Here is a 19,802-nt window from a genome sequence, read left to right as displayed (position 1 = left end):
CCACGTGTTACTCACCCGTTCGCCACTAATCCCCACCGAAGTGGTTCATCGTTCGACTTGCATGTGTTAAGCACGCCGCCAGCGTTCGTCCTGAGCCAGGATCAAACTCTCCGTGAATGTATTCCCGACTGCGCCTAATTAAAGACTGCGGGATGACACCACGAGAGCGGAACCCCCCGCGGAATGAACGGAAGGGTTCACAGCGTCCTCGCTGTGTTTTCTTCAAAGGAACCTCCACCCACCACATTGCGTGATGGACGGGGTATCAACATATCTGGCGTTGATTTTTGGCACGCTGTTGAGTTCTCAAGGAACGGACGCTTCCTTTGTACTCACCCTCGCAGGCTTTCCTCCGGGCTTCCCTTCGGTGTTTCCAAACTCTATCAGGGTTTTACCGTCTCACTGACCATGGTACTGCGGGCATGCAGAACCAAACCCCGAGATAGGATCTGACAAGTTGGGTGCTGCCGGGCAAGGACGCTTGGCCGCGTCGCCCGCCTCAAGCAGGTGTACGACTCTACAGCGGGCTCAGGAGCGTGCGCAAATCGTTTGCGCGGTGTCCTACGGTCGCCAACCGGGACCGCTCCGGCGGACCGGGACTTCTCATGACTTAGGCTGCTGAACAGTGCGTCGGCCTGTACAAGCAGTGAAGACCCATACGAATCTCCACCCCTGGGAGGCCTCCCCATGACCACCGTGACGTCCCCGCTTGCAGGACGTGCCATCGGGCTCGCAGCCGTGCCTGATCCCGTCTTCTCGGGAGCGATGGTTGGGCCCGGCACTGCGATCGATCCCGTACGTGAGCCCTCCGAGGCCGTCGCCCCCATCGACGGCGTTGTTGTCTCGCTTCATCCGCACGCCTTCGTCGTGCTCGACGAGCAGGGCCACGGCGTACTCACGCACCTTGGTATCGACACCGTCCAGCTGAATGGCGAGGGCTTCGAGCTGTTGATCAGCAAGGGCGACACGGTGCAGCGCGGTCAGGCCATGGTCCGCTGGAACCCGGCTGCCGTCGAAGCGGCCGGCAAGTCCCCGGTCTGCCCCATCGTGGCGCTCGAAGCTGCGGCCGAGTCCCTCTCCGACCTCAACGTTGACGGCGACGTGAAGGCTGGCGACGCTCTCTTCAGCTGGCACTGACTTCAGTGCTCTCATGAACGACAGGCAGGACGACCACCGCGGTGGCGGGACCCGCCGCTCTATCGGAGACAGGTGACATGGAGACAACGCTGCGAGGGGTCGGCGTGAGCCACGGTGTGGCGATCGGCGAGGTTCGGCACATGGGGACGGCGGTTCTCGAGCCGCCTGCCAGGCAGATTCCGGCGGAGGACGCGGAGCGCGAACAGGGGCGCGCTCGTAAAGCCGTGGAGGCCGTGGCGGCCGATCTGATGGCGCGCGGCAATCTCGCGGGCGGCGAAGCCCAGGCGGTGCTCGAGGCCCAGGCCATGATGGCTCAGGACCCGGAGCTCATGGCCGATGTCGAGCGGCGTATCGCTGTCGGGAGCACGGCGGAACGCGCGGTGTACGACGCCTTCGCCGCGTATCGCGCTCTGCTTGCGGGTGCTGGTGAGTACCTCGCCGGTCGTGTGGCGGACCTCGACGATGTGCGGAACCGTATCGTCGCCCGTCTGCTCGGTGTTCCGATGCCGGGTGTCCCGGACAGTGACGAGCCGTACGTCCTTATTGCGCGTGACCTTGCGCCTGCTGACACCGCCCTGCTGGATCCGGCCCTGGTCCTCGGCTTCGTCACCGAGGAGGGCGGGCCGACCAGCCACAGCGCGATTCTTGCCCGCGCGCTCGGCGTGCCCGCCGTGGTCGCGTTGCCGGGAGCGGGTGAGCTCGCCGAGGGAACGATGATCGCGGTGGACGGCAGCACCGGTGAGATCTTCGTGAACCCGAGTGCCGAGAAGAAGGCCGCCATGGAGGCGGCGGCCGCCGGGCGCAAGGCGGCGCTTGCTGCGTCGACTGGACCTGGGGCCACCTCGGACGGGCATAAGGTGCCGCTGCTGGCCAATGTCGGTGGTCCTGCGGATGTGCCGGCGGCGGTCGCGGCCGGTGCGGAGGGTGTCGGTCTGTTCCGTACCGAGTTCCTCTTCCTTGACGACAGCAAGAATGCGCCGTCTGAGAGCAAGCAGGTAGAGGCGTATCGCAAGGTCCTTGAGGCCTTTCCTGAGGGTCGTGTCGTGGTGCGTGTGCTCGACGCGGGTGCTGACAAACCGCTCGACTTCCTGACGCCGGCCGACGAGCCGAACCCGGCGCTGGGCGTGCGTGGTCTGCGGACGCTGCTCGATCACCCGGAGGTGCTGCGGACGCAGCTGACGGCGCTTGCGAAGGCCTCCGAGGGCCTGCCGGTCTATCTCGAGGTAATGGCGCCGATGGTCGCGGACCGTATCGATGCGAAGGCGTTCGCGGATGCGTGCCGTGAGGCCGGGCTGCAGGCGAAGTTCGGTGCCATGGTCGAGATTCCGTCAGCCGCTCTGCGGGCGCGGTCGATCCTGCAGGAGGTCGAGTTCCTGTCGTTGGGGACCAACGATCTCGCTCAGTACACCTTCGCCGCCGACCGTCAGGTGGGCGCGGTGTCCCGTCTTCAGGACCCGTGGCAGCCCGCGCTGCTCGACCTGGTCGCGCTGTCCGCCGAGGCGGCGAAGGCCGAGGGCAAGAGCTGTGGTGTCTGTGGCGAGGCCGCGTCGGACCCGCTGCTCGCGTGTGTGCTGACCGGTTTGGGGGTCACCTCCCTTTCCATGGGTGCGGCGTCGATTCCGTACGTCCGGGCGACGCTGGCCAAGTACACGCTGGCGCAGTGCGAGCGTGCCGCGGCGGCGGCGCGCGCCTCGGACACTGCCGAAGAGGCGCGCAAGGCAGCTCAGGCGGTGCTGTCCGGCGAGTAGGTCGGACCGCGCCGTTGAGCAGAACGGTGATCGAGGGGTGCCCCGCCTGCGGTGGGGCGCCCCTCGCCGCGTTCAGTGCGTGTGCGCCGTCGTGGGGCCGTCGTCCCTCAGGTCCGGTGGCACGCAGTAGTCGACGCCCGACTCCGGGGAGACGAGGTCGCCGGATTCGATGTCGGTGCAGTAGGCGTCGAAGACCTCTCCGGCGGTCAGCGGTTCCAGGCCTTCGCCGCGCAGGCGCCAGCCGAAGACGCGGTCGGTGGTGTCGGGGGCGCTGGTGCGCATGACGAGGCCGCCGGCGCTCTGGGTGGCGATGCCGACGGCCAGGACGGTGGTGAATTCGAGGGCCTCGGCCTCGTCGAGCTGGGGTGTGCCCTTATCGTCGTCGTCGGCATGGAGGACGGCGATGAGTGTTTCCGGCGCGGTCGAGACGCTGCACACGAGGTGGCGCTCGCCGGGGCCCGTGCTTTCGAGGATGCGCACGAGCAGGTCAGAGGCTCGGATGAAGGCCGCACGGCCGATGTCCTCGCCGCAGGACGCGCAGTTCCCGATGCGGGACAGGAGCGTGGTCGCGTACTCCCAAGTGGCTTGTCGGACGGCCTCGTCGACGAGGTCCGGGACGAGCTCGGCGAGGTGCTGTCCCTCGTACGGGAGGGTGGCGCCTGTCGAGGCGAGCTCTGCTGTGAAGCGGGTGCGGCTCGTCGGGGCGTCGGGTTCCAGGCCGTGCTCGGCGCAGAACTCGGCATACTCCTCGGGGTCGAAGAGTGCCACTGTGGTGTGGCCGCCTTGGGAGGCCAGTGTCCTGAGCAGGGCTTCCACCTGCTGGAGGTAGCTCGCGTGGTCGGCGAAGGTGAACGTGCGATAGCGCCGCATCGCCGTGAAGTCCTGTTCGTCCGTCAGCAGGCCCATGGTGCCGGAGATTTCGCGACGCAGTACGCGTCGCATGCTGTGGTGCTGGATGTGCGCCATTCTTTCCCCCTGAGTGAGTCGATCAATGCTCACTCACCGTAACCGGCGGCACTGACAACGGCCGTCGGGCGAGGGGTTCACGCACCGGGTTGTGGGATAAATGCGCTGGTCAGTGCCTTGATCAGGCGCGTTTGCGGGCCAAGTCCTGATAGAAGCGCAGCAGCTCCACACTGTCCACCGAGCCCACGTTGACGGCCTTTTCGAGCGGAGCGCCTTGGAGCAGGCGCTTGACCGGAACCTCGATGCGCTTGCCGGTGAGGGTGTGCGGAATGCCGGGCACCTCGATGACCTCGTCGGGGACGTGGCGGGGCGAGAGCTGTTCGCGGATGGTCTGCTTGATACGTCCGAGGAGGGCTTGGTCGAGTACGGCGCCCGGCGCGAGGTGGACGAACAGCGGCATCCAGTAACCGCCGTCGGGCTGTTCGACGCCGATGACCAGGGATTCGCGGATCTCGGGGAGGCGCTCGACGGCTTCGTAGATGTCGGCCGAACCCATGCGCACGCCCTGGCGGTTGAGCGTGGAGTCGGAGCGTCCGTGGATGATCACCGAGCCATGTGAGGTGACGGTGATCCAGTCTCCGTGGCGCCAGGCTCCGGGGTACACGTCGAAGTAACTGTCGTGGTAGCGGCTGCCGTCGGGGTCGTTCCAGAAGTGGATGGGCATGGACGGCATCGGGTTGCTGACGACCAGCTCGCCGACTTCGTCGGTCAGGGGTTTGCCGCTGGGGTCCCAGGACTTGAGGTCGGTGCCGAGGCACGGTGCCTGGAGTTCGCCGATGTACACGGGGAGCGTGGGTACGCAGCCTGCAAAGCAGGAGCAGACGTCGGTGCCGCCGCTGACGGAGGCGACCCACAGGTCGGCCCCGCTCTCCGCGAACTCGTCGTGCAGCCAGCGGAATCCGTCGGGCGGGAGGGGCGAGCCGGTGGTTGCGACGCACTGCACACGGGAGAGGTCGAAGTCGCGGGCGGGGTGCACACCCGCCTTGTTGCAGGCCATGACGTACGCGGCCGAGGTGCCGAAGAGCGTGGTTCCCGTGAGTTCGGCGATGCGCCACTGGGCGGCCGTGCCCGGGTAGCCGGGGCTGCCGTCGTACAGAACGATCGTGGTGCCCGTCAGGAGGCCCGAGACGAGGAAATTCCACATCATCCAGCCGGTGGACGTGTACCAGAAGAAGCGGTCCTCCGGGCCCAAGTCGCAGTGCAGGCCGAGCTGTTTGAGGTGCTCGACGAGGATGCCGCCCTGGGACTGGACGATGGCCTTCGGGAGGCCGGTCGTGCCGGAGGAGTAGAGCACCCACAGGGGATGGTCGAAGGGGACCGCTTCGAAGACGGGTTCCACGTCCGCGGAGGTGAGCGCGGACCACTCCAGTGCGCCTTCGGGAGCCTCAGTGCCGAGTAGCGGGACATGGATCACTGCGCGCAGCGTGGGCAGTTCGCGGCGCAACTCGGCGACGGTGTCGCGGCGGTCGTGTTCCTTGCCGCCATAGCGGTAGCCGTCGACGGTGAACAGGACGACCGGCTCGACCTGTTGGAAGCGGTCGAGCACGCTGCGGGCGCCGAAGTCGGGCGCGCAGGACGTCCAGACGCCGCCCACGGCGGCTGTGGCGAGGAGGGCGACGACGGCCTGCGGAATGTTCGGGAGGTAGCCGCTGACGCGGTCTCCGGGGCGTACGCCGAGGGTGCGCAGCTCGGCGGCCAGGGAGCCGACTTGGCGGCGCAGTTCGGACCAGCTGACGGGGCGCGGTTCGTGGGTTTCGTCGACGTGGAGCAGGGCCGGGGCGTCGGCGCGGGCCTCGGCCGCGCGCAGGGCGTGCTCGGCGTAGTTGAGCGTGGCACCGGGGTACCACTGCGCACCCGGCATCGAGCGGTCGCCGAGCACGCGCGCGTAGGGGGTCGAAAACCGTACGTCGAACCAGTCGGTGACGGCTTTCCAGAAGGTGTCCAGTTCGTCCACGGACCAGCGGTGCAGGGCCGCGTAGCCGCCTTCGGCCGGGGCTCCGTGATACTCGGCCGCCCAGGCCTGGAACTTGGTGATCTGTGCCCGGGCGATGCGTTCTGGGTCGGGTTGCCAGAGCGGTGAGGGGTTCGCGGAGGACATAGGGCGGCTCCCGGACTGTGCGCGTCGTATACGTGTATCACGCACGGGCTGGGGTGTGCGCGTCACGCGGCTGACACGGACGATGCCATGTGATCGACTTCTGCACCAGGGCGCGCCACACATGATCCGGGTCGTGAAGATGTGGTCCCGTCGTGGGTGAACGGCAGTTGAACGACTCACACATGTGGACAGGTCAATGGCAGGCTGATCAGCATGGACGGTCGTGACCTGGTGCGCTCGGTGAAGGCGGTCGGTTCCAACGGGGCGGCCCAGGGGTGGCGTACCGTGCGGGCCGCGTGGCGCAGAAGGCGCGCCGACGCCTCCGGGCTTGTGCCCCGTGGTGCCGAGCGCGCGCGAGTGCCCGGGCCGGTGCTCGACGTGGAGCCGGGGCCCGGCGGCGGACTGGTCCGGTTCACCCGCTCGGAGCTGCGCATCACCGTCGCCGTGAACGGCGCTGTCTTCTGGGGCTGGGACGGGGCCGCTCCCGAGCCCTCGTACGCGCTCGCGGGCCGCTCCCCCAAGCCGGACCCGAGGGCCGTTCTGGAGCCGGACAAGGACGGCGGCTGGCGGGTGGTGGCCGAGCGCGTGACAGTCGTCGTCTCGCGGAACGGCGCCGTGGAGGTGCGTACGCCGGGCGGGGTGACCCTGCGGCGCGATCTGCCGCCCCGGTGGTGGGAGCCGGTCGGCGGGGGCGCTGCGCGGTGGATGCAGCGGTCCGAAGTGGCCGCGGACGCGCGGTTCTTCGGACTGGGCGGGCGCGCGTCGGGACCGCGGCTGCGGGACGGCACGTACCGGCTGTGGAACACCGACCCCGGCCTCTCCTTCGGTCCGGGCGACGATCCGCTGTACATCACCATGCCGGTGCAGATGGTGGTGGCCGATGCCGCCACACATCTCGTGTTCCACGACAGCACGTGGGACGGCACCGTGACCTTGCGCGAAGGTGAGGAGGGCGCGGGATCCGGGCACGACCGGGCCGGGACGAGCGAGCTGCGGATGGACGGCGGGCCGCTGCGCTGCTGGGTGATGGTGGGCACGCCCGCGCGCGTGCTGCGTACCTGGGCGTCGCTCACCGGGGCCGCCGCGCTGCCGCCCACGTGGGCGCTGGGGCACCATCACGCGCGGTGGGGCTTCGGCAGCGAGCAGGAGGTGCGGCGGATCGTCGCCGGATATCAGGAGCGCGGGCTGCCGCTGGACGCGGTCCACCTGGACATCGACCACTTCGACGCGCACCAGGTGTTCACGGTCGACCGGGAGCGCTTCCCCAAGCTGCCGATGCTCGCCAAGGAGCTGCGCCGGGACGGGATCCGGCTGGTGTCGATCGTGGATCCGGCGGTCAAGGCCGAACGGGGCAACGCGGTGTACGACAGCGGGTCCGCGGTGGACGCCTTCGTGCGGGACTCCGCGAGGCGGCCGGTGCACGGTGTCGTCTGGCCCGGCGAGTCGGTGTATCCGGACTTCACGCGCGCGCGGGTGCGCCGGTGGTGGGGCGAGCTCTACGAGGAGCGGCTGGCGCAGGGCTTCGCGGGCTTCTGGCATGACATGAACGAGCCGGTGTCGTTCGCGGCCTTCGGGGAGAACACCCTGCCTCGTTCGGCACGGCACGACCTGGAGGGACGCGGCGGCGACCATCGCGAGGCGCACAACGTGTACGCGCTCTGCATGGCGCAGGCCGGCTACGAAGGGCTGCGTGAACTGACGCCCGAAGAGCGGCCGTTCACGTTCTCGCGCTCCGGGTGGGCCGGAATGCAGCGTTATGGAGGGACCTGGTCCGGGGACGTGGCCACCGGCTGGCCGGGGCTACGGGCGTCGTTGTCGCTGGTGGTGGGGCTCGGGCTGTGCGGGGTGCCGTATTCGGGCCCCGATGTGGGCGGGTTCGAGGGGAGTCCGTCGCCCGAGCTGTATCTGCGCTGGTTCCAACTGGGTGCGTATCTGCCGCTGTTCCGTACTCACGCGAGTCTGCGGGCCGGGCGCCGGGAGCCCTGGGAGTTCGGCGACCAGATCCTGGAGCACGCGCGCGTGGCGCTCGTCGAGCGGCAGCGGCTGCTGCCGTACTTCGTGACGCTGGCGCATCTGGCGCACCGTACAGGGGCGCCGTATGTGCGGCCGGTCTGGTGGGGCGCGCCCGAGGACAGGGCGCTGCGCGACTGCGACGACGCCTTCCTGCTGGGCGACTGCCTCCTGGTGGCGCCGGTGCTGGATCCGGGCACGGACCGGCGCGCGGTGCAGTTGCCGCGGGGGCACTGGTACGACACGGTGACCGAGGAGTGCTACGAAGGGCCCGCTCAGGTGCTGCTCGATGCCCCCTTGTCACGCATTCCGGTCCTCGCGCGCGCGGGTGCGGTGATTCCCGTACGTGGCGCCGACGGCGGCCTGCAGCTGGAGGTGTGGGCGCCCGCCCCTGGGGGTACCGGGGGCGGGCTCGTGGTTCCAGACGCGGGCGATGGCTGGGACGAGCCGGAGATCGAGCGGTATGTGACGCGCTGGGAAGGCAAGCGGGTGATCGTCGAGCGGGACGGGGAGGACGGCGCGAGCGCGCTGTCGTACCCCGTACGGGTTCGCGGGCTGGGTGTCCTGTGACGCAGGCTCCTGAGTGGCCTTCAGGCTCCGTGGACAACGCATCCGCCTGGACGACGCGTCAGACGTACCGACCTTCGAAGAACGCCCGAGCCGCCAAGGTGTGCAGAGGGAAGGCGAGTTCGGTCGCCGTGCGGATCAAGTGCCGGCCCTCGGTCTCGTCCGTCGCGGAGGGCGGCGGCAGTGTGGCGGCCGGGCGCTCCGGAAGCAGGCCGAAGAGGAGGAGGTGGCCGTCGGGAGAGCTCATCGCGTCGGCGAGCCGTACGTCGTGGGCCGCCGCGTCGATGCCCGTCTCCTCCTTGAGTTCGCGGACGACGGCGTGCCGCCAGTCTTCCCGGTGGTCGATGAACCCTCCAGGCAGGGCGATGCCCCCGCGCGCGGGGGCGATGGCTCGGGTGATGACGACCAGGGCGGTACCCCTGACGTCGTACACGGGCTGAAGGGCCACCGCGACGGGCAGCGGATTGCGGTAGGCCGCGGCGCCACAGGAGGCGCAGGTGCGGGGCCAGCCGGAGACGCCCTCTCCGTAGGGCGCTCCGCAGCTCGAACAGTGGGAGTCCGGCGCGGAGTCGGCGGGCGGGTTCTGGGTCGGGGACACGCCGCGGACTGTAGCCGATCACCACATGGGCGACTCCGGAGGGGCGTCTCGGTGCGGTGAGACGAGAGACGGCCGGAACCACCCCCGTAGGCCCCGGCCGCCCCCACCGATACACCGACGCCCAGGAGGGCCGAGCGGTTCTCCCGACGCACAGGCCTGTCCGCCGACGCCCTGCCCAATCGACGCGCCCCGTGCCACACTTCTGACGAGCCGTCAGATAAGCAGCACTGGAGGGATCTTGTCCCGCACCCGCACACCCGTGGTCCCGGGCTGGTTCGCCGGCGAGGGAGACGACTTCCGGCTTCTGGGCACGCGCTGTTCCGCCTGCGCATCGGTGTTCTTCCCCCGTGAGGACGCCTTCTGCCGCAACCCGGGTTGCCCGGGCGGCGAGCTGGCCGAGATCCCGCTGTCCCGGAGGGGTCGCATCTGGTCGTACACCGACAGCCGGTACCGGCCACCGTCACCGTATGTGTCCGACCCGGAACTCGAATGGCAGCCGTACGCGTTGATCGCTGTGGAGCTGGAATCCGAGCGGATCGTGGTGCTCGGACAGACGGTTCCGGGGGTCACCGTCGCCGATCTGACGGTGGGCATGGAGGTGGAGGTCGTCCCGGGCGTGCTGAACGAGGACGCGGAGACGACCTGGACGACCTGGCACTGGCAGCCGACGGGGGTGGGGGCATGACGGGTGAGGTGGCGGTGCTCGGCGCGGGCATGCATCCCTGGGGCAAGTGGGGACGCGGCTTCGTCGAGTACGGGGTGGCGGCGGCGCGCGCGGCACTGGCCGATGCGGGGGTCGACTGGCGGGACGTCGGCTCGATCGTCGGCGCGGACACGGTCCGTGGCGGCTATCCGGGATACGTGGTGGGGGCGACGTTCGCGAAGGCGCTGGGCTGGCAGGGCGCCCGGGTGGCGAGTGTGTACGCGGCGTGCGCGTCGGGTGCGCAGGCCGTCAACACGGCGCGGGCGCAGATCCTTTCGGGTCTCGCTGACGTGGTCCTGGTGGTGGGTGCGGACGCGGCTCCGAAGGGGTTCTTCCGGCCCGCGGGCGGGAATCGGCCCGACGATCCGGACTGGCTGCGGTTCCGTGTCCTGGGGGCGACGAATCCGACGTACTTCGGGCTGTACGCGCGGCGGCGGATGGCCGTGCACGGGGACACTCTGGAGGACTTCGCGCAGGTCAAGGTGAAGAACGCCGCCCTAGGGGCGATGAATCCGAACGCGCGGTACCGCAAGCGGGTCACCGCCGAGGAGGTCGCCGCCTCGGCGGTCGTCGCCGATCCACTGCGGCTGCTCGACATCTGCGCGACCTCGGACGGGGCCGCGGCACTCGTGCTGTCCAGCATGGAGTTCGCGCGGCGTCATGGTGCCGTGGATCCGGTGCGAATCCGTGCGGTGTCCACGGTGACACCGCGCTTCCCGAACACGGTGCTCGATCTGCCGGACATCGCGACGGACTCGGCGGTCGCGGTGGAGCCGGCGCCCGAGACGTTCCGCACGTCGATCGCGCGAGCGGCGTACGAGGAGGCGGGCATCGGCCCGGAGGACCTCTCGATCGCCGAGGTCTACGACCTGTCCACGGCCCTGGAGTTGCAGTGGTACGAGGACCTGGGGCTGTGCGGGGAGGGTGAGGCCGCCAAACTGCTCAGAGAGGGCGCGACGGCCCTTGGCGGGCGCATACCCGTGAACGTCAGCGGCGGACTCGCCTCCTTCGGAGAGGCCGTTCCGGCCCAGGCCATCGCCCAAGTCTGTGAGCTCACCTGGCAGTTGCGCGGTACGGCGGGCGAACGGCAGGTCACCGGCGCGCGGGTGGGGATCACCGCGAACCAGGGGCTGTTCGGGCACGGGTCGTCCGTGATAGCCGTCCGGTGAGGACAGGGTGCCCGTACGGCCGGAGCTGAAGTGGCCTTCCGTACGCTGAGTGATCAGACCGGAATCCTGCGTGAACAGCTCGTGAACTGGGATTGGGCGCACCCCGGAAGCGTCATTATGCTTCCGTGCGCTCCTGGACGGATACTCTCCGCTTCGCCTTCCAGCCGATCGTCAACCTGACGACCGGAGGGGTGGCAGCACTGGAGATACTCGCCCGCCCGGAGGCCGGTGACGTCCTCGCACAGGCCCGCCGCGACCCCGAACTCGACGGTCGGCTGGCCGCGTTGGCGATCCGGGCGGCGGCCCGTCAGGAGACGTTGCTCCCGCTCCACGTCAACGTGTTCGCGGGCACCCTCGCCGACCTGGGAGGGCTCGCCGCGCTGCGGGAGGCCGTGCGCGAGGCGGGGCGCATGCCGTGGGAGGTGACGGTCGATGTCGGACCGCCCTTCACGCATGTGCCGCACCGGGCGCTCATCGAGGCGGTTTCGGCGCTGCGCGGCGAGGGCTTCCGGATCTGCGCGGACGGCATCGGCGACGGCGACGTACCTCTTCGGGTGCTCGCGGATCTCGTGCCCGACCTGGTCAAGCTCGATGCTTCCCTGCTGACGCGTCCCGCGGTCGTGCGGGCGATGCGGACCCTGTGCGAGCAGCTCGGCGCGCTGCTTTCCGTCGAGGGAGTCGAGACGGAACTGCAGTGTTCGGCGGCACTGTCCGCGGGCGCGCAACTCGCTCAGGGCGAGCTGTTCGGTCCCCCGGCACGCCGTCCGGCAGCGGACGTATACGTTCCGGCGCTCTCCCAGGCCACCGCGGCGACACCCTCGTACGGGCCGTCGGTGCGGCAGTTCGTACGCCCTGCGGCGCTGTTGCCCGCAGGCGCGTCCGCGGGGCAGGTGCGGGCGCTGCTGACCGGGTCGCCGGAGGTGTCCGGGGTGCTGCTCGTGGACGCGGCCGGGGTCCCGGTGCGGTCGGTGCACCGTTCCCGGTTCCTGCTCTCGCTGTCGGGCCCCTACGGGCATGCGCTATATGCCGACCGGCCGGCCGCCAAGCTCGGCGATCCGCCGCGTACGGTCGGCGTGGACGCCACCGCGTGGGAGGTCCTCGACGTGGTGGCGGACGGGGACCGTGACCGTACGTCCGACGACGTCGCGGTCGTCGACCGGCTCGGGCGGTGCGTGGGAGTCGTACGACTGGCCGATCTGGTACGGGCGCTGGCCGAGAGCCGCGTCGAGGAGGCGGCCGGGCTGAACCCGCTGACGCGGCTGCCGGGTTCCGACGCGATCACCGCAGAGGTGGACCGGCGGATCGCGCACGGGCGGATCTTCGCGCTGAGCTGGCTGGATGTCGACGGCTTCAAGCAGGTCAATGACGGTGCGGGGTTCGCGGCGGGCGACGAGCTGATCCGCGGAGTGGGGCGTGCGCTGCAGGCGACGGCGTCCGAAGCCACGCGCGTGGGGCACATCGGCGGCGACGACTTTCTCGTACTGACAGATCCGGAGGGGCTCGATCCGCTGGCCATGTCGGTGCTCGACACGCCGTGGTCGGCCGGTGGCCTCGCCGTCACGCTGTCCCTGGCCACAGTGCTGTGTGCCCCGGGAAGCTTGACCGACCACCGCCAGGCGGCCGCGTGTCTGGCGCCGCTCAAACAGGCCGCGAAGTCGCTGCGGGGCGCGAGCTGGGTGCTGGGCCATGCGGGCCTGCCTGGCCACGAGATCCGCCGCGGCTCGGGAGCGGCGCCCGCGCAGGCGGGATGCGGGGCGGGCGGGCCGAGCCTGGGCTGAGCGGCTTTGCGGCACCATGCCCGCGGCCCGGCAGTGACGTGTGCGGCACCGCCGTACAGCGGTTGCGGAACCCGGCCGTCCCGGTTCAGGCAGTTTTGCGGGCAAGAACCATTGCCGTCCGCGACCTTGACGGTCGTTGACCTCCGGTGAACACTTCCGGATGTCAGTCGGCGTCGCCGCATTCCCGGCGTATCACGCACTGCGCTGCGCGGGCCCTCGCCTGCGCCAACGGGTCATCCCCCATGGGCGATTCGGCTGCGACGGCACGCTCGTCACGGACGCCGGGCGGGGCGCGGGACCCTCCCTGCCTTCGGCTGAAGTAGCCATGGGAAACGCACCCTGCACGGTGGACCGGGGCCGATCGCCCCGGGCGAGGGCCTAGGAGCCGCCATGAGCAATGGAGACATCTTCGTCGGTGAGATCATCGGCACAGCGATCCTGATTCTGTTCGGCGCCGGAGTCGTCGCCGCGGTGGTACTGAACGACTCCAAAGCGAAGGACGCGGGCTGGGTCGTCATCGCGTTCGGCTGGGGCTTCGGTGTGATGGCCGGGGCGTACACCGCGGCACCGCTGTCCGGCGGGCACCTCAACCCGGCGGTGACACTCGGCATCGCGATCGACACCGGGAACTGGGACAAGGTCCACCTCTACGTCGCCGGGCAGATGATCGGCGCGATGCTCGGCGCGGTCCTGTGCTGGCTGGTCTACCTCGCGCAGTTCCAGGCCAACGCCGAGGAGAAGAAGGCGCAACCGACGCTGGGGATCTTCTCCACGGCACCCGCGATCCGCAATCCCGTGGCGAACCTCATCACGGAGATCATCGCCACCATCGCTCTGGTTCTGCCGATCCTGGCCTTCGGCCTGACCAAGGGTCTCGGCGAGTCCGGCACCGCGATTCTGATCGTCTCCTTCCTGGTGGTCGGCATCGGCCTGTCGCTCGGCGGTCCCACCGGATACGCCATCAATCCGGCCCGTGACCTGGGGCCGCGCATCACCCACGCCCTGCTCCCGATACCCAACAAGGGCACCTCGGACTGGGGTTACGCGTGGATCCCGGTGGTGGGGCCGCTGATCGGCGGGGCACTTTCGGGGCTCATTTTCAACGTGGCCTTCTGAAGAATCCGACGAAGGGGACGTCATGACAGACAAGTTCGTCGCCGCAATCGACCAGGGCACCACTTCCAGCCGCTGCATCATCTTCAACCAGGACGGCGCGATCGTCGCCGTCGACCAGCGCGAGCACCGTCAGATCTTCCCGAAGCCGGGCTGGGTGGAGCACGACGCCACCGAGATCTGGTCGAAGGTGCAGGCCGTCGTGGCCGGGGCCATCGCGAAGGCCGGGCTCCGCGCCGACCAGCTCAGCGCGCTGGGGATCACCAACCAGCGGGAGACGACGGTCCTTTGGGACCGGGCCACGGGCAAGCCCGTGCACAACGCGATCGTCTGGCAGGACACCCGTACCTCGGCGCTCTGCAACGAGCTGGGCGGCTCGGACGGGCAGGACCGTTTCCGCGAGCAGACCGGCCTGCCGCTGGCCAGCTACTTCTCCGGGCCGAAGGCGGCCTGGCTGCTGGACAACGTGCCGGGGCTGCGGGCTCGCGCCGAGCGGGGCGAGATCGCCTTCGGCACGATCGACTCCTGGCTGATCTGGAACCTCACCGGCGGCACGGACGGCGGCCGTCACGTCACCGACGTGACCAACGCCGGGCGCACCATGCTGATGAACCTCGAGACCCTCCAGTGGGACGCCTCGATCCTCTCCGCGATGAACGTCCCGGAAGCGATGCTCCCGGAGATCAAGTCCTCCTCCGAGGTGTACGGGACTGCCGTGGGCCAACTCGGCGGGGTGCCGGTCGCCTCGGCGCTCGGCGACCAGCAGGCGGCGGTCTTCGGGCAGGCCTGCTACGACGTGGGCACGGCCAAGAACACCTACGGCACCGGCAGCTTCCTGCTGCTCAACACCGGGAACCGGCCGGTTCCTTCGAAGAGCGGGCTGCTCACCACCATGGGCTACAAAATCGGCTCCGAGGCGCCCGTGTACTGCCTGGAGGGGTCGATCGCGATCACCGGCGCCCTGGTGCAGTGGTTCCGCGACCAGCTCGGCATCATCCGTACGGCGGACGAGATCGAGACGCTGGCGGCGAGCGTCGACGACAACGGCGGGGCGTACATCGTGCCCGCTTTCTCCGGCCTGTTCGCGCCCTACTGGCGCTCCGACGCGCGCGGAGTCGTCACCGGTCTCACGCGGTACGTCACGAAGGGGCACCTCGCGCGCGCGGTGCTCGAAGCGACGAGCTGGCAGACCCGGGAGGTCGTCGACGCCATGTTCCAGGACTCCGGGGTGCACATCACGACCCTGAAGGTGGACGGCGGCATGACCAAGAACAACCTTTTGATGCAGCACCAGGCGGATGTGCTCGGGGTACCGGTGATCCGTCCGAAGGTGTCCGAGACGACCTGCCTGGGCGCCGCTTACGCGGCGGGCCTCGCGACCGGTGTCTGGAACGACCTCGACGAGCTGAAGTCGCACTGGGCGAAGGACGTCGAGTGGACCCCGTCGATGGAGGACGCGGTGCGCGACCGCGAGTACCACAACTGGCGCAAGGCGGTGGAGAAGAGCTTCGGCTGGCACGAGGACGGTCCGAGCTAAGGATCGTTTTCGCGGTGCACGCGCGCGTGCGGCGTTTTTGGGGTGCACGCGCGTGCGTCGCGCGTGTCGCGCCCAAGGACTACGGCCCGTACCCCAGTCGGCGGGGGTACGGGCCGTACACGTGGCAGGCCGGGTTGAGGGCGAGCGCTTCAGGTGGTGACGGTCTGGCGGCGCTCGGCCGCGTACGCCATCGCGTGCTGGACGACGCCGATGAGGACCTCTTTGACCGACTCCCGGTCGCGCGCGTCGCACAGCACGACGGGCACCTCGGGGTCGAGGTCGAGGGCCTGGCGGACATCTTCTGTGGGATAGCGGGCGGCGCCCTCGAAGCAGTTGACGCCCACCACGAAGGGAATGGAGCGCCGCTCGAAGTAGTCGACCGCGGCGAAGCAGTCCTCCAGGCGGCGGGTGTCGGCGAGTACGACGGCCCCCAGGGCGCCGGTGGAGAGTTCGTCCCACAGGAACCAGAAGCGGTCCTGTCCGGGCGTCCCGAAGAGGTACAGGACCAGATCCTCGCGGAGGGTGATGCGGCCGAAGTCCATGGCAACCGTGGTGGTGTGCTTGCCCTCCACACCGCTGGTGTCGTCGACGGGGCGGCCGGCCTCGGTGAGCACTTCCTCGGTCCGCAACGGCTTGATCTCGCTGACCGCGCCGACCATCGTCGTTTTGCCCACGCCGAAGCCGCCCGCCACGAGGATCTTGAGCGTGACGGGCTCGACGGGGGCCTTGCCGCGCTCAGAGCGCCCGAAGATCATCGATCTCTTCCTTCTGCTTCAGTGGTGTCGTACGGGGATGGGGCGGGGAGTGGACCGTATCCGCCGCCTCCGGGTGTTTCGATGACCAGTACGTCGCCGGGGCCGACGTCCGCCGCGTCGCTTCCGCCGAGTTCGGTGACCGTACCGTCCGCGCGTTCCACGCGGTTGGCGCCCAGTGCTCCGGGCTCGCCGCCCGCCATGCCGTAGGGCGGGACCCTGCGGTGCTGGGAAAGCGTGGAGACGGTCATGGGCTCGTGGAACCGGATGCGGCGTACGGCGCCGTCTCCACCACGCCACCGTCCGGCCCCACCGCTGCCGCGTCGTACGGCGAACTCGTCGAGCTGGACGGGCAGTCGCCACTCGAGCACCTCGGGGTCCGTGAGCCGCGAGTTGGTCATGTGGGTCTGGACGACGGATGCGCCGGCGAAGCCGTCACCGGCGCCGGAGCCGGAAGCCACGGTCTCGTAGTACTGGTGGCGTTCGTTGCCGAAGGTGACGTTGTTCATGGTGCCGGAGCCCTCCGCCTGCATTCCGAGAGCTCCGTAGAGGGCACCCGTGACGGCCTGCGAGGTCTCGACGTTGCCGGCGACCACGGCGGCAGGGGGTTCGGGGGCGAGCATCGAGCCGGGTGGCACGATGATGTCCAGGGGGCGCAGACAGCCGTCGTTGAGCGGGATGTCGTCGGCGACCAGGGTGCGGAAGACGTAAAGGACGGCGGCGTTGACCACCGAGAAGGGTGCGTTGAAGTTGGTGCCGAGCTGCGGCGACGTACCGGTGAAGTCGACGGTGGCGGAGCGTTTTTCGCGGTCTACGGAGATGCGCACCCGGATGACGGCGCCGGAGTCGGTCTCGTAGGTGAACTCACCGTCTTCCAGGGCGTCGATGACGCGGCGTACGGATTCCTCGGCGTTGTCCTGGACGTGCTTCATGTACGCCTGGACGACGTCGAGGCCGAAGTTCTCGATCATGCGGGCGACTTCGTCGACGCCCTTCTGGTTGGCGGCGATCTGGGCGCGCAGGTCGGCGAGGTTGGTCTTCGGGTTGCGCGAGGGGTAGGGCGCCTCGGTGAGCAGCCGAAGTGTCTCCGCCTCCCGGAGACGGCCGCCTTCCACGAGCAGCCAGTTGTTGAAGAGGACGCCCTCCTCCTCGATGGCGCGGCTGTTCGCGGGCATCGAGCCGGGGGCGATACCGCCGATCTCGGCGTGATGGCCGCGGGAAGCGACATAGAAGAGAATCTGGTCACCGTCCGTGTCGAAGACCGGAGTGACCACCGTGACGTCGGGGAGGTGGGTACCGCCGTGGTACGGATCGTTGACGGCGTACGCGTCCCCGGGGCGCATCCCTGAGCCCCGGCGGCGGATGACCTCCTTGACGCTGGTACCCATCGATCCCAAGTGCACAGGGATGTGAGGGGCGTTGGCGACCAGGTTGCCTTCGGGGTCGAAGAGCGCGCAGGAGAAGTCGAGGCGCTCCTTGATGTTGACCGACTGGGCGGTCGACTCCAGGCGGGCGCCCATCTGCTCGGCGATCGACATGAAGAGGTTGTTGAAGACCTCGAGGAGAACAGGGTCCGCTTCCGTGCCGAGATCGGAACTCTCTGTGACCGCCGCGCGTTCCATGATCAGATGCCCGTCGTCGGTCATGGCCGCCTGCCAGCCGTCGTCGACGACGGTCGTCGCGCTGGCCTCGGTGATGATCGCGGGACCGGTGACGGTTTCGCCGGGGGGCAGTTCCTCGCGACGGTGCAGGGGTACGTCGCGCCAGGCGCCGCCCGTGTGGAGGCTGACGGTCTCCGGGGTGCCGGGGGCCGAGTAAGGGGCGGCGAGGGCGGAGAGATCGGGGGGCTCGGTGAGACCGGTGGCTTCCACGGAGAGGGCTTCGACCACGACCGGACGGTCGAGGGTGAAGGAGTAGGTGGCGCGATGGCGGTCTTCGAAGGTGCGGATCATGGTGTCGGGCTCGGTCAGCTCGACGACGAGTGCCGTGTCCGTGCCGTCATAGCGCAGCTGGGCCCGGCGGGTGACCCGGATGCGGTCCTCGGGCACGTCCTCGGCGAGGAGCTCGGCGCGGGCAGCTCCCTCCAGGTCGTCCGCGGTCTTCTGGACACCGGGCATCGAGGACGCCTCCAGGGGCGCCTCGACGGACTGTTCGCGCATGGCTGTCGTGTCGGCGAGCCCGATGCCGAGGGCGGAGAGCACGCCGGCCATGGGGGGCACGAGGACGGTGCGGATCCCGAGCGAGTCGGCGACCATGCATGCGTGCTGCCCTCCCGCGCCACCGAAGGTGGTGAGGGCGTACCGGGTGACGTCGTGGCCCTTCTGCACCGAGATCCGCTTGACGGCGTTGGCGATATTGGCGACCGCGATCTGCAGGTACCCCTCGGCGACCTGCTCGGGAGTGCGGTCGTCGCCGGTCGTTTCCCGGATCTCGTGTGCGAGGACGACGAACCGGTCGCGGACCAGGGCGTCGTCGAGCGGCTGGTCGCCGTCCGGGCCGAAGACCCTTGGGAAGTGGGCGGGTTGGATGCGGCCGAGAGCCACATTGGCGTCGGTGACGGTGAGTGGGCCGCCGTTCCGGTAACAGGCGGGCCCCGGGTCCGCGCCCGCCGAGTCCGGCCCTACGCGGTAGCGGGAGCCGTCGAAGTGGAGCACGGAACCGCCGCCTGCCGCGACGGTGTGAATGTCGAGCATGGGCGCGCGCAGCCGTACGCCGGCGATCTGGGTGGTGAAGACGCGTTCGTACTCGCCGGCGAAGTGCGAGACGTCCGTGGAGGTGCCACCCATGTCGAAGCCGATGACCCGGTCGAAGCCGGCGAGCTGCGACATCCGTGCCATGCCGACGATGCCGCCTGCGGGCCCGGAGAGGATGGCGTCCTTGCCGCGGAACTGTCCGGCCTCGGCGAGCCCTCCGTTGGACTGCATGAACATCAGCCGCACCCCGTGCAGCTCATCGGCGACGTGCTGGACGTAGCGGCGCAGCACGGGCGAGAGGTAGGCGTCGACGACGGCCGTGTCGCCGCGCGGGACGAGCTTCATCAGCGGGCTGACCTCGCTGGACAGCGAGATCTGCGGGAAGCCGATGCGTGCGGCCAGCCCGCCGATGGCCTGCTCATGGGCGGGATGGAGGTGGCTGTGCATGCAGACGACGGCCAGGGCATGGATTCCGTCGTCGTACGCCTCCTGGAGCGGCCCGGCAAGGGCGTCCAGATCGGGGGCATGCAGGACGGTTCCGTCGGCGGCGATGCGCTCGTCGACCTCGACGACCCGCTCGTAGAGCAGCTCGGGCAGCTCGATCGCGCGGGCGAAGATCCGCGGACGGTTCTGGTAGGCGATGCGCAGCGCGTCCCTGAAGCCGCGTGTGACGACGAGGAGGGTGCGCTCGCCCTTGCGCTCCAGAAGGGCGTTCGTGGCGACGGTGGTGCCCATGCGGACGGCGTCGATGGGGCCGTCGTCGCGGAGGAGTTCCCGTACGCCCGCGACGGCGGCGTCGGCGTACCGCGCCGGGTTGTCGGAGAGGAGCTTGTGGGTGAGCAGGCGGCCGTCGGGGCGACGCGCGACGATGTCGGTGAACGTGCCACCTCGGTCGACCCAGAACTGCCAGCCTGTCACGTCTGTTTCCCGCTT

12 protein-coding genes, 1 rRNA gene and 1 pseudogene are annotated in these 19,802 nt (G+C 69.5%); 8 read left to right on the top strand and 6 right to left on the bottom strand.

What is annotated here, in order from left to right; genetic code table 11:
• A 16S ribosomal RNA gene (locus G6048_RS22670) occupies window positions 1-117 on the bottom strand; the annotation flags it as partial.
• 570 nt (window positions 118-687) lie between these two features.
• Between G6048_RS22670 and G6048_RS22665 the strand changes: the two genes are divergently transcribed.
• Both G6048_RS22665 and ptsP read left to right on the top strand, forming a co-directional pair.
• Entirely contained in the window at window positions 688-1,137 is a 450-nt protein-coding gene (locus tag G6048_RS22665) for a PTS sugar transporter subunit IIA (RefSeq protein WP_165341424.1), read from the top strand.
• Window positions 1,138-1,214: 77 nt separating this feature from the next.
• Window positions 1,215-2,885 carry a phosphoenolpyruvate--protein phosphotransferase gene (ptsP, locus tag G6048_RS22660; RefSeq protein ID WP_165341423.1) on the top strand — a complete coding sequence of 557 codons (1,671 nt, stop codon included), beginning with the start codon at window positions 1,215-1,217 and terminating at the stop codon, window positions 2,883-2,885.
• A gap of 72 nt (window positions 2,886-2,957) precedes the next feature.
• Here ptsP and G6048_RS22655 read toward each other — a convergent pair whose 3' ends face one another.
• Window positions 2,958-3,851: a hypothetical protein gene (locus G6048_RS22655; RefSeq protein WP_165341422.1), complete on the bottom strand. Its 894-nt coding sequence runs from the start codon at window positions 3,849-3,851 to the stop codon at window positions 2,958-2,960.
• A gap of 121 nt (window positions 3,852-3,972) precedes the next feature.
• Window positions 3,973-5,949: an acetoacetate--CoA ligase gene (locus G6048_RS22650; protein WP_165341421.1), complete on the bottom strand. Its 1,977-nt coding sequence runs from the start codon at window positions 5,947-5,949 to the stop codon at window positions 3,973-3,975.
• 213 nt (window positions 5,950-6,162) lie between these two features.
• Here G6048_RS22650 and G6048_RS22645 point away from each other — a divergent pair, with 213 nt between their 5' ends.
• Window positions 6,163-8,529, top strand: a complete 2,367-nt coding sequence (locus G6048_RS22645; protein WP_165341420.1) for a glycoside hydrolase family 31 protein — start codon at window positions 6,163-6,165, stop codon at window positions 8,527-8,529.
• 58 nt (window positions 8,530-8,587) lie between these two features.
• Here the strand turns inward: G6048_RS22645 and G6048_RS22640 are convergent, their stop codons facing one another.
• Window positions 8,588-9,124 carry an NUDIX domain-containing protein gene (locus G6048_RS22640; RefSeq protein WP_165341419.1) on the bottom strand — a complete coding sequence of 179 codons (537 nt, stop codon included), beginning with the start codon at window positions 9,122-9,124 and terminating at the stop codon, window positions 8,588-8,590.
• Between the two features lie 259 nt (window positions 9,125-9,383).
• Here G6048_RS22640 and G6048_RS22635 point away from each other — a divergent pair, with 259 nt between their 5' ends.
• The 5 genes from G6048_RS22635 to glpK all read left to right on the top strand — a co-directional run bounded on the left by G6048_RS22635 (window position 9,384) and on the right by glpK (window position 15,424).
• Window positions 9,384-9,809: a Zn-ribbon domain-containing OB-fold protein gene (locus G6048_RS22635; protein ID WP_165341426.1), complete on the top strand. Its 426-nt coding sequence runs from the start codon at window positions 9,384-9,386 to the stop codon at window positions 9,807-9,809.
• The gene (locus G6048_RS22630) at window positions 9,806-10,996 is read left to right on the top strand and encodes a lipid-transfer protein (protein ID WP_165341418.1); all 1,191 of its coding nucleotides are present in this window, start codon (window positions 9,806-9,808) and stop codon (window positions 10,994-10,996) included. The genes G6048_RS22635 and G6048_RS22630 overlap by 4 nt, the downstream gene beginning before the upstream one ends.
• A gap of 125 nt (window positions 10,997-11,121) precedes the next feature.
• Window positions 11,122-12,774: an EAL domain-containing protein gene (locus tag G6048_RS22625; RefSeq protein ID WP_165341417.1), complete on the top strand. Its 1,653-nt coding sequence runs from the start codon at window positions 11,122-11,124 to the stop codon at window positions 12,772-12,774.
• Between the two features lie 390 nt (window positions 12,775-13,164).
• Window positions 13,165-13,890, top strand: coding sequence for an MIP/aquaporin family protein (locus tag G6048_RS22620; protein WP_165341416.1), 726 nt, complete (start codon window positions 13,165-13,167; stop codon window positions 13,888-13,890).
• A 22-nt stretch (window positions 13,891-13,912) separates the two neighbouring features.
• The gene (gene glpK / locus G6048_RS22615) at window positions 13,913-15,424 is read left to right on the top strand and encodes a glycerol kinase GlpK (protein WP_165341415.1); all 1,512 of its coding nucleotides are present in this window, start codon (window positions 13,913-13,915) and stop codon (window positions 15,422-15,424) included.
• A gap of 149 nt (window positions 15,425-15,573) precedes the next feature.
• Here glpK and G6048_RS22610 read toward each other — a convergent pair whose 3' ends face one another.
• Both G6048_RS22610 and G6048_RS22605 read right to left on the bottom strand, forming a co-directional pair.
• Entirely contained in the window at window positions 15,574-16,179 is a 606-nt protein-coding gene (locus G6048_RS22610; RefSeq protein WP_165341414.1) for a GTP-binding protein, read from the bottom strand.
• A pseudogene (locus G6048_RS22605) lies at window positions 16,160-19,787 on the bottom strand (hydantoinase B/oxoprolinase family protein). The gene G6048_RS22610 and the pseudogene G6048_RS22605 overlap by 20 nt, the downstream one beginning before the upstream one ends.
• Window positions 19,788-19,802: the final 15 nt, after the last annotated feature.

It is taken from the genome of Streptomyces ureilyticus, from assembly GCF_011045025.1.
GTDB lineage: Bacteria > Actinomycetota > Actinomycetes > Streptomycetales > Streptomycetaceae > Streptomyces > Streptomyces ureilyticus.
This window is presented reverse-complemented; position numbering and strand designations above follow the sequence as displayed.

Coding starts and splice junctions, on each gene's coding strand:
- G6048_RS22610 (WP_165341414.1), bottom strand. CDS start 16,179: ATGATCTTCGGGCGCTCTGAGCGCGGCAAGGCCCCCGTCGAGCCCGTC.
- G6048_RS22650 (WP_165341421.1), bottom strand. CDS start 5,949: ATGTCCTCCGCGAACCCCTCACCGCTCTGGCAACCCGACCCAGAACGC.
- G6048_RS22620 (WP_165341416.1), top strand. CDS start 13,165: ATGAGCAATGGAGACATCTTCGTCGGTGAGATCATCGGCACAGCGATC.
- G6048_RS22645 (WP_165341420.1), top strand. CDS start 6,163: ATGGACGGTCGTGACCTGGTGCGCTCGGTGAAGGCGGTCGGTTCCAAC.
- G6048_RS22655 (WP_165341422.1), bottom strand. CDS start 3,851: ATGGCGCACATCCAGCACCACAGCATGCGACGCGTACTGCGTCGCGAA.
- glpK (WP_165341415.1), top strand. CDS start 13,913: ATGACAGACAAGTTCGTCGCCGCAATCGACCAGGGCACCACTTCCAGC.
- G6048_RS22630 (WP_165341418.1), top strand. CDS start 9,806: ATGACGGGTGAGGTGGCGGTGCTCGGCGCGGGCATGCATCCCTGGGGC.
- G6048_RS22665 (WP_165341424.1), top strand. CDS start 688: ATGACCACCGTGACGTCCCCGCTTGCAGGACGTGCCATCGGGCTCGCA.
- ptsP (WP_165341423.1), top strand. CDS start 1,215: ATGGAGACAACGCTGCGAGGGGTCGGCGTGAGCCACGGTGTGGCGATC.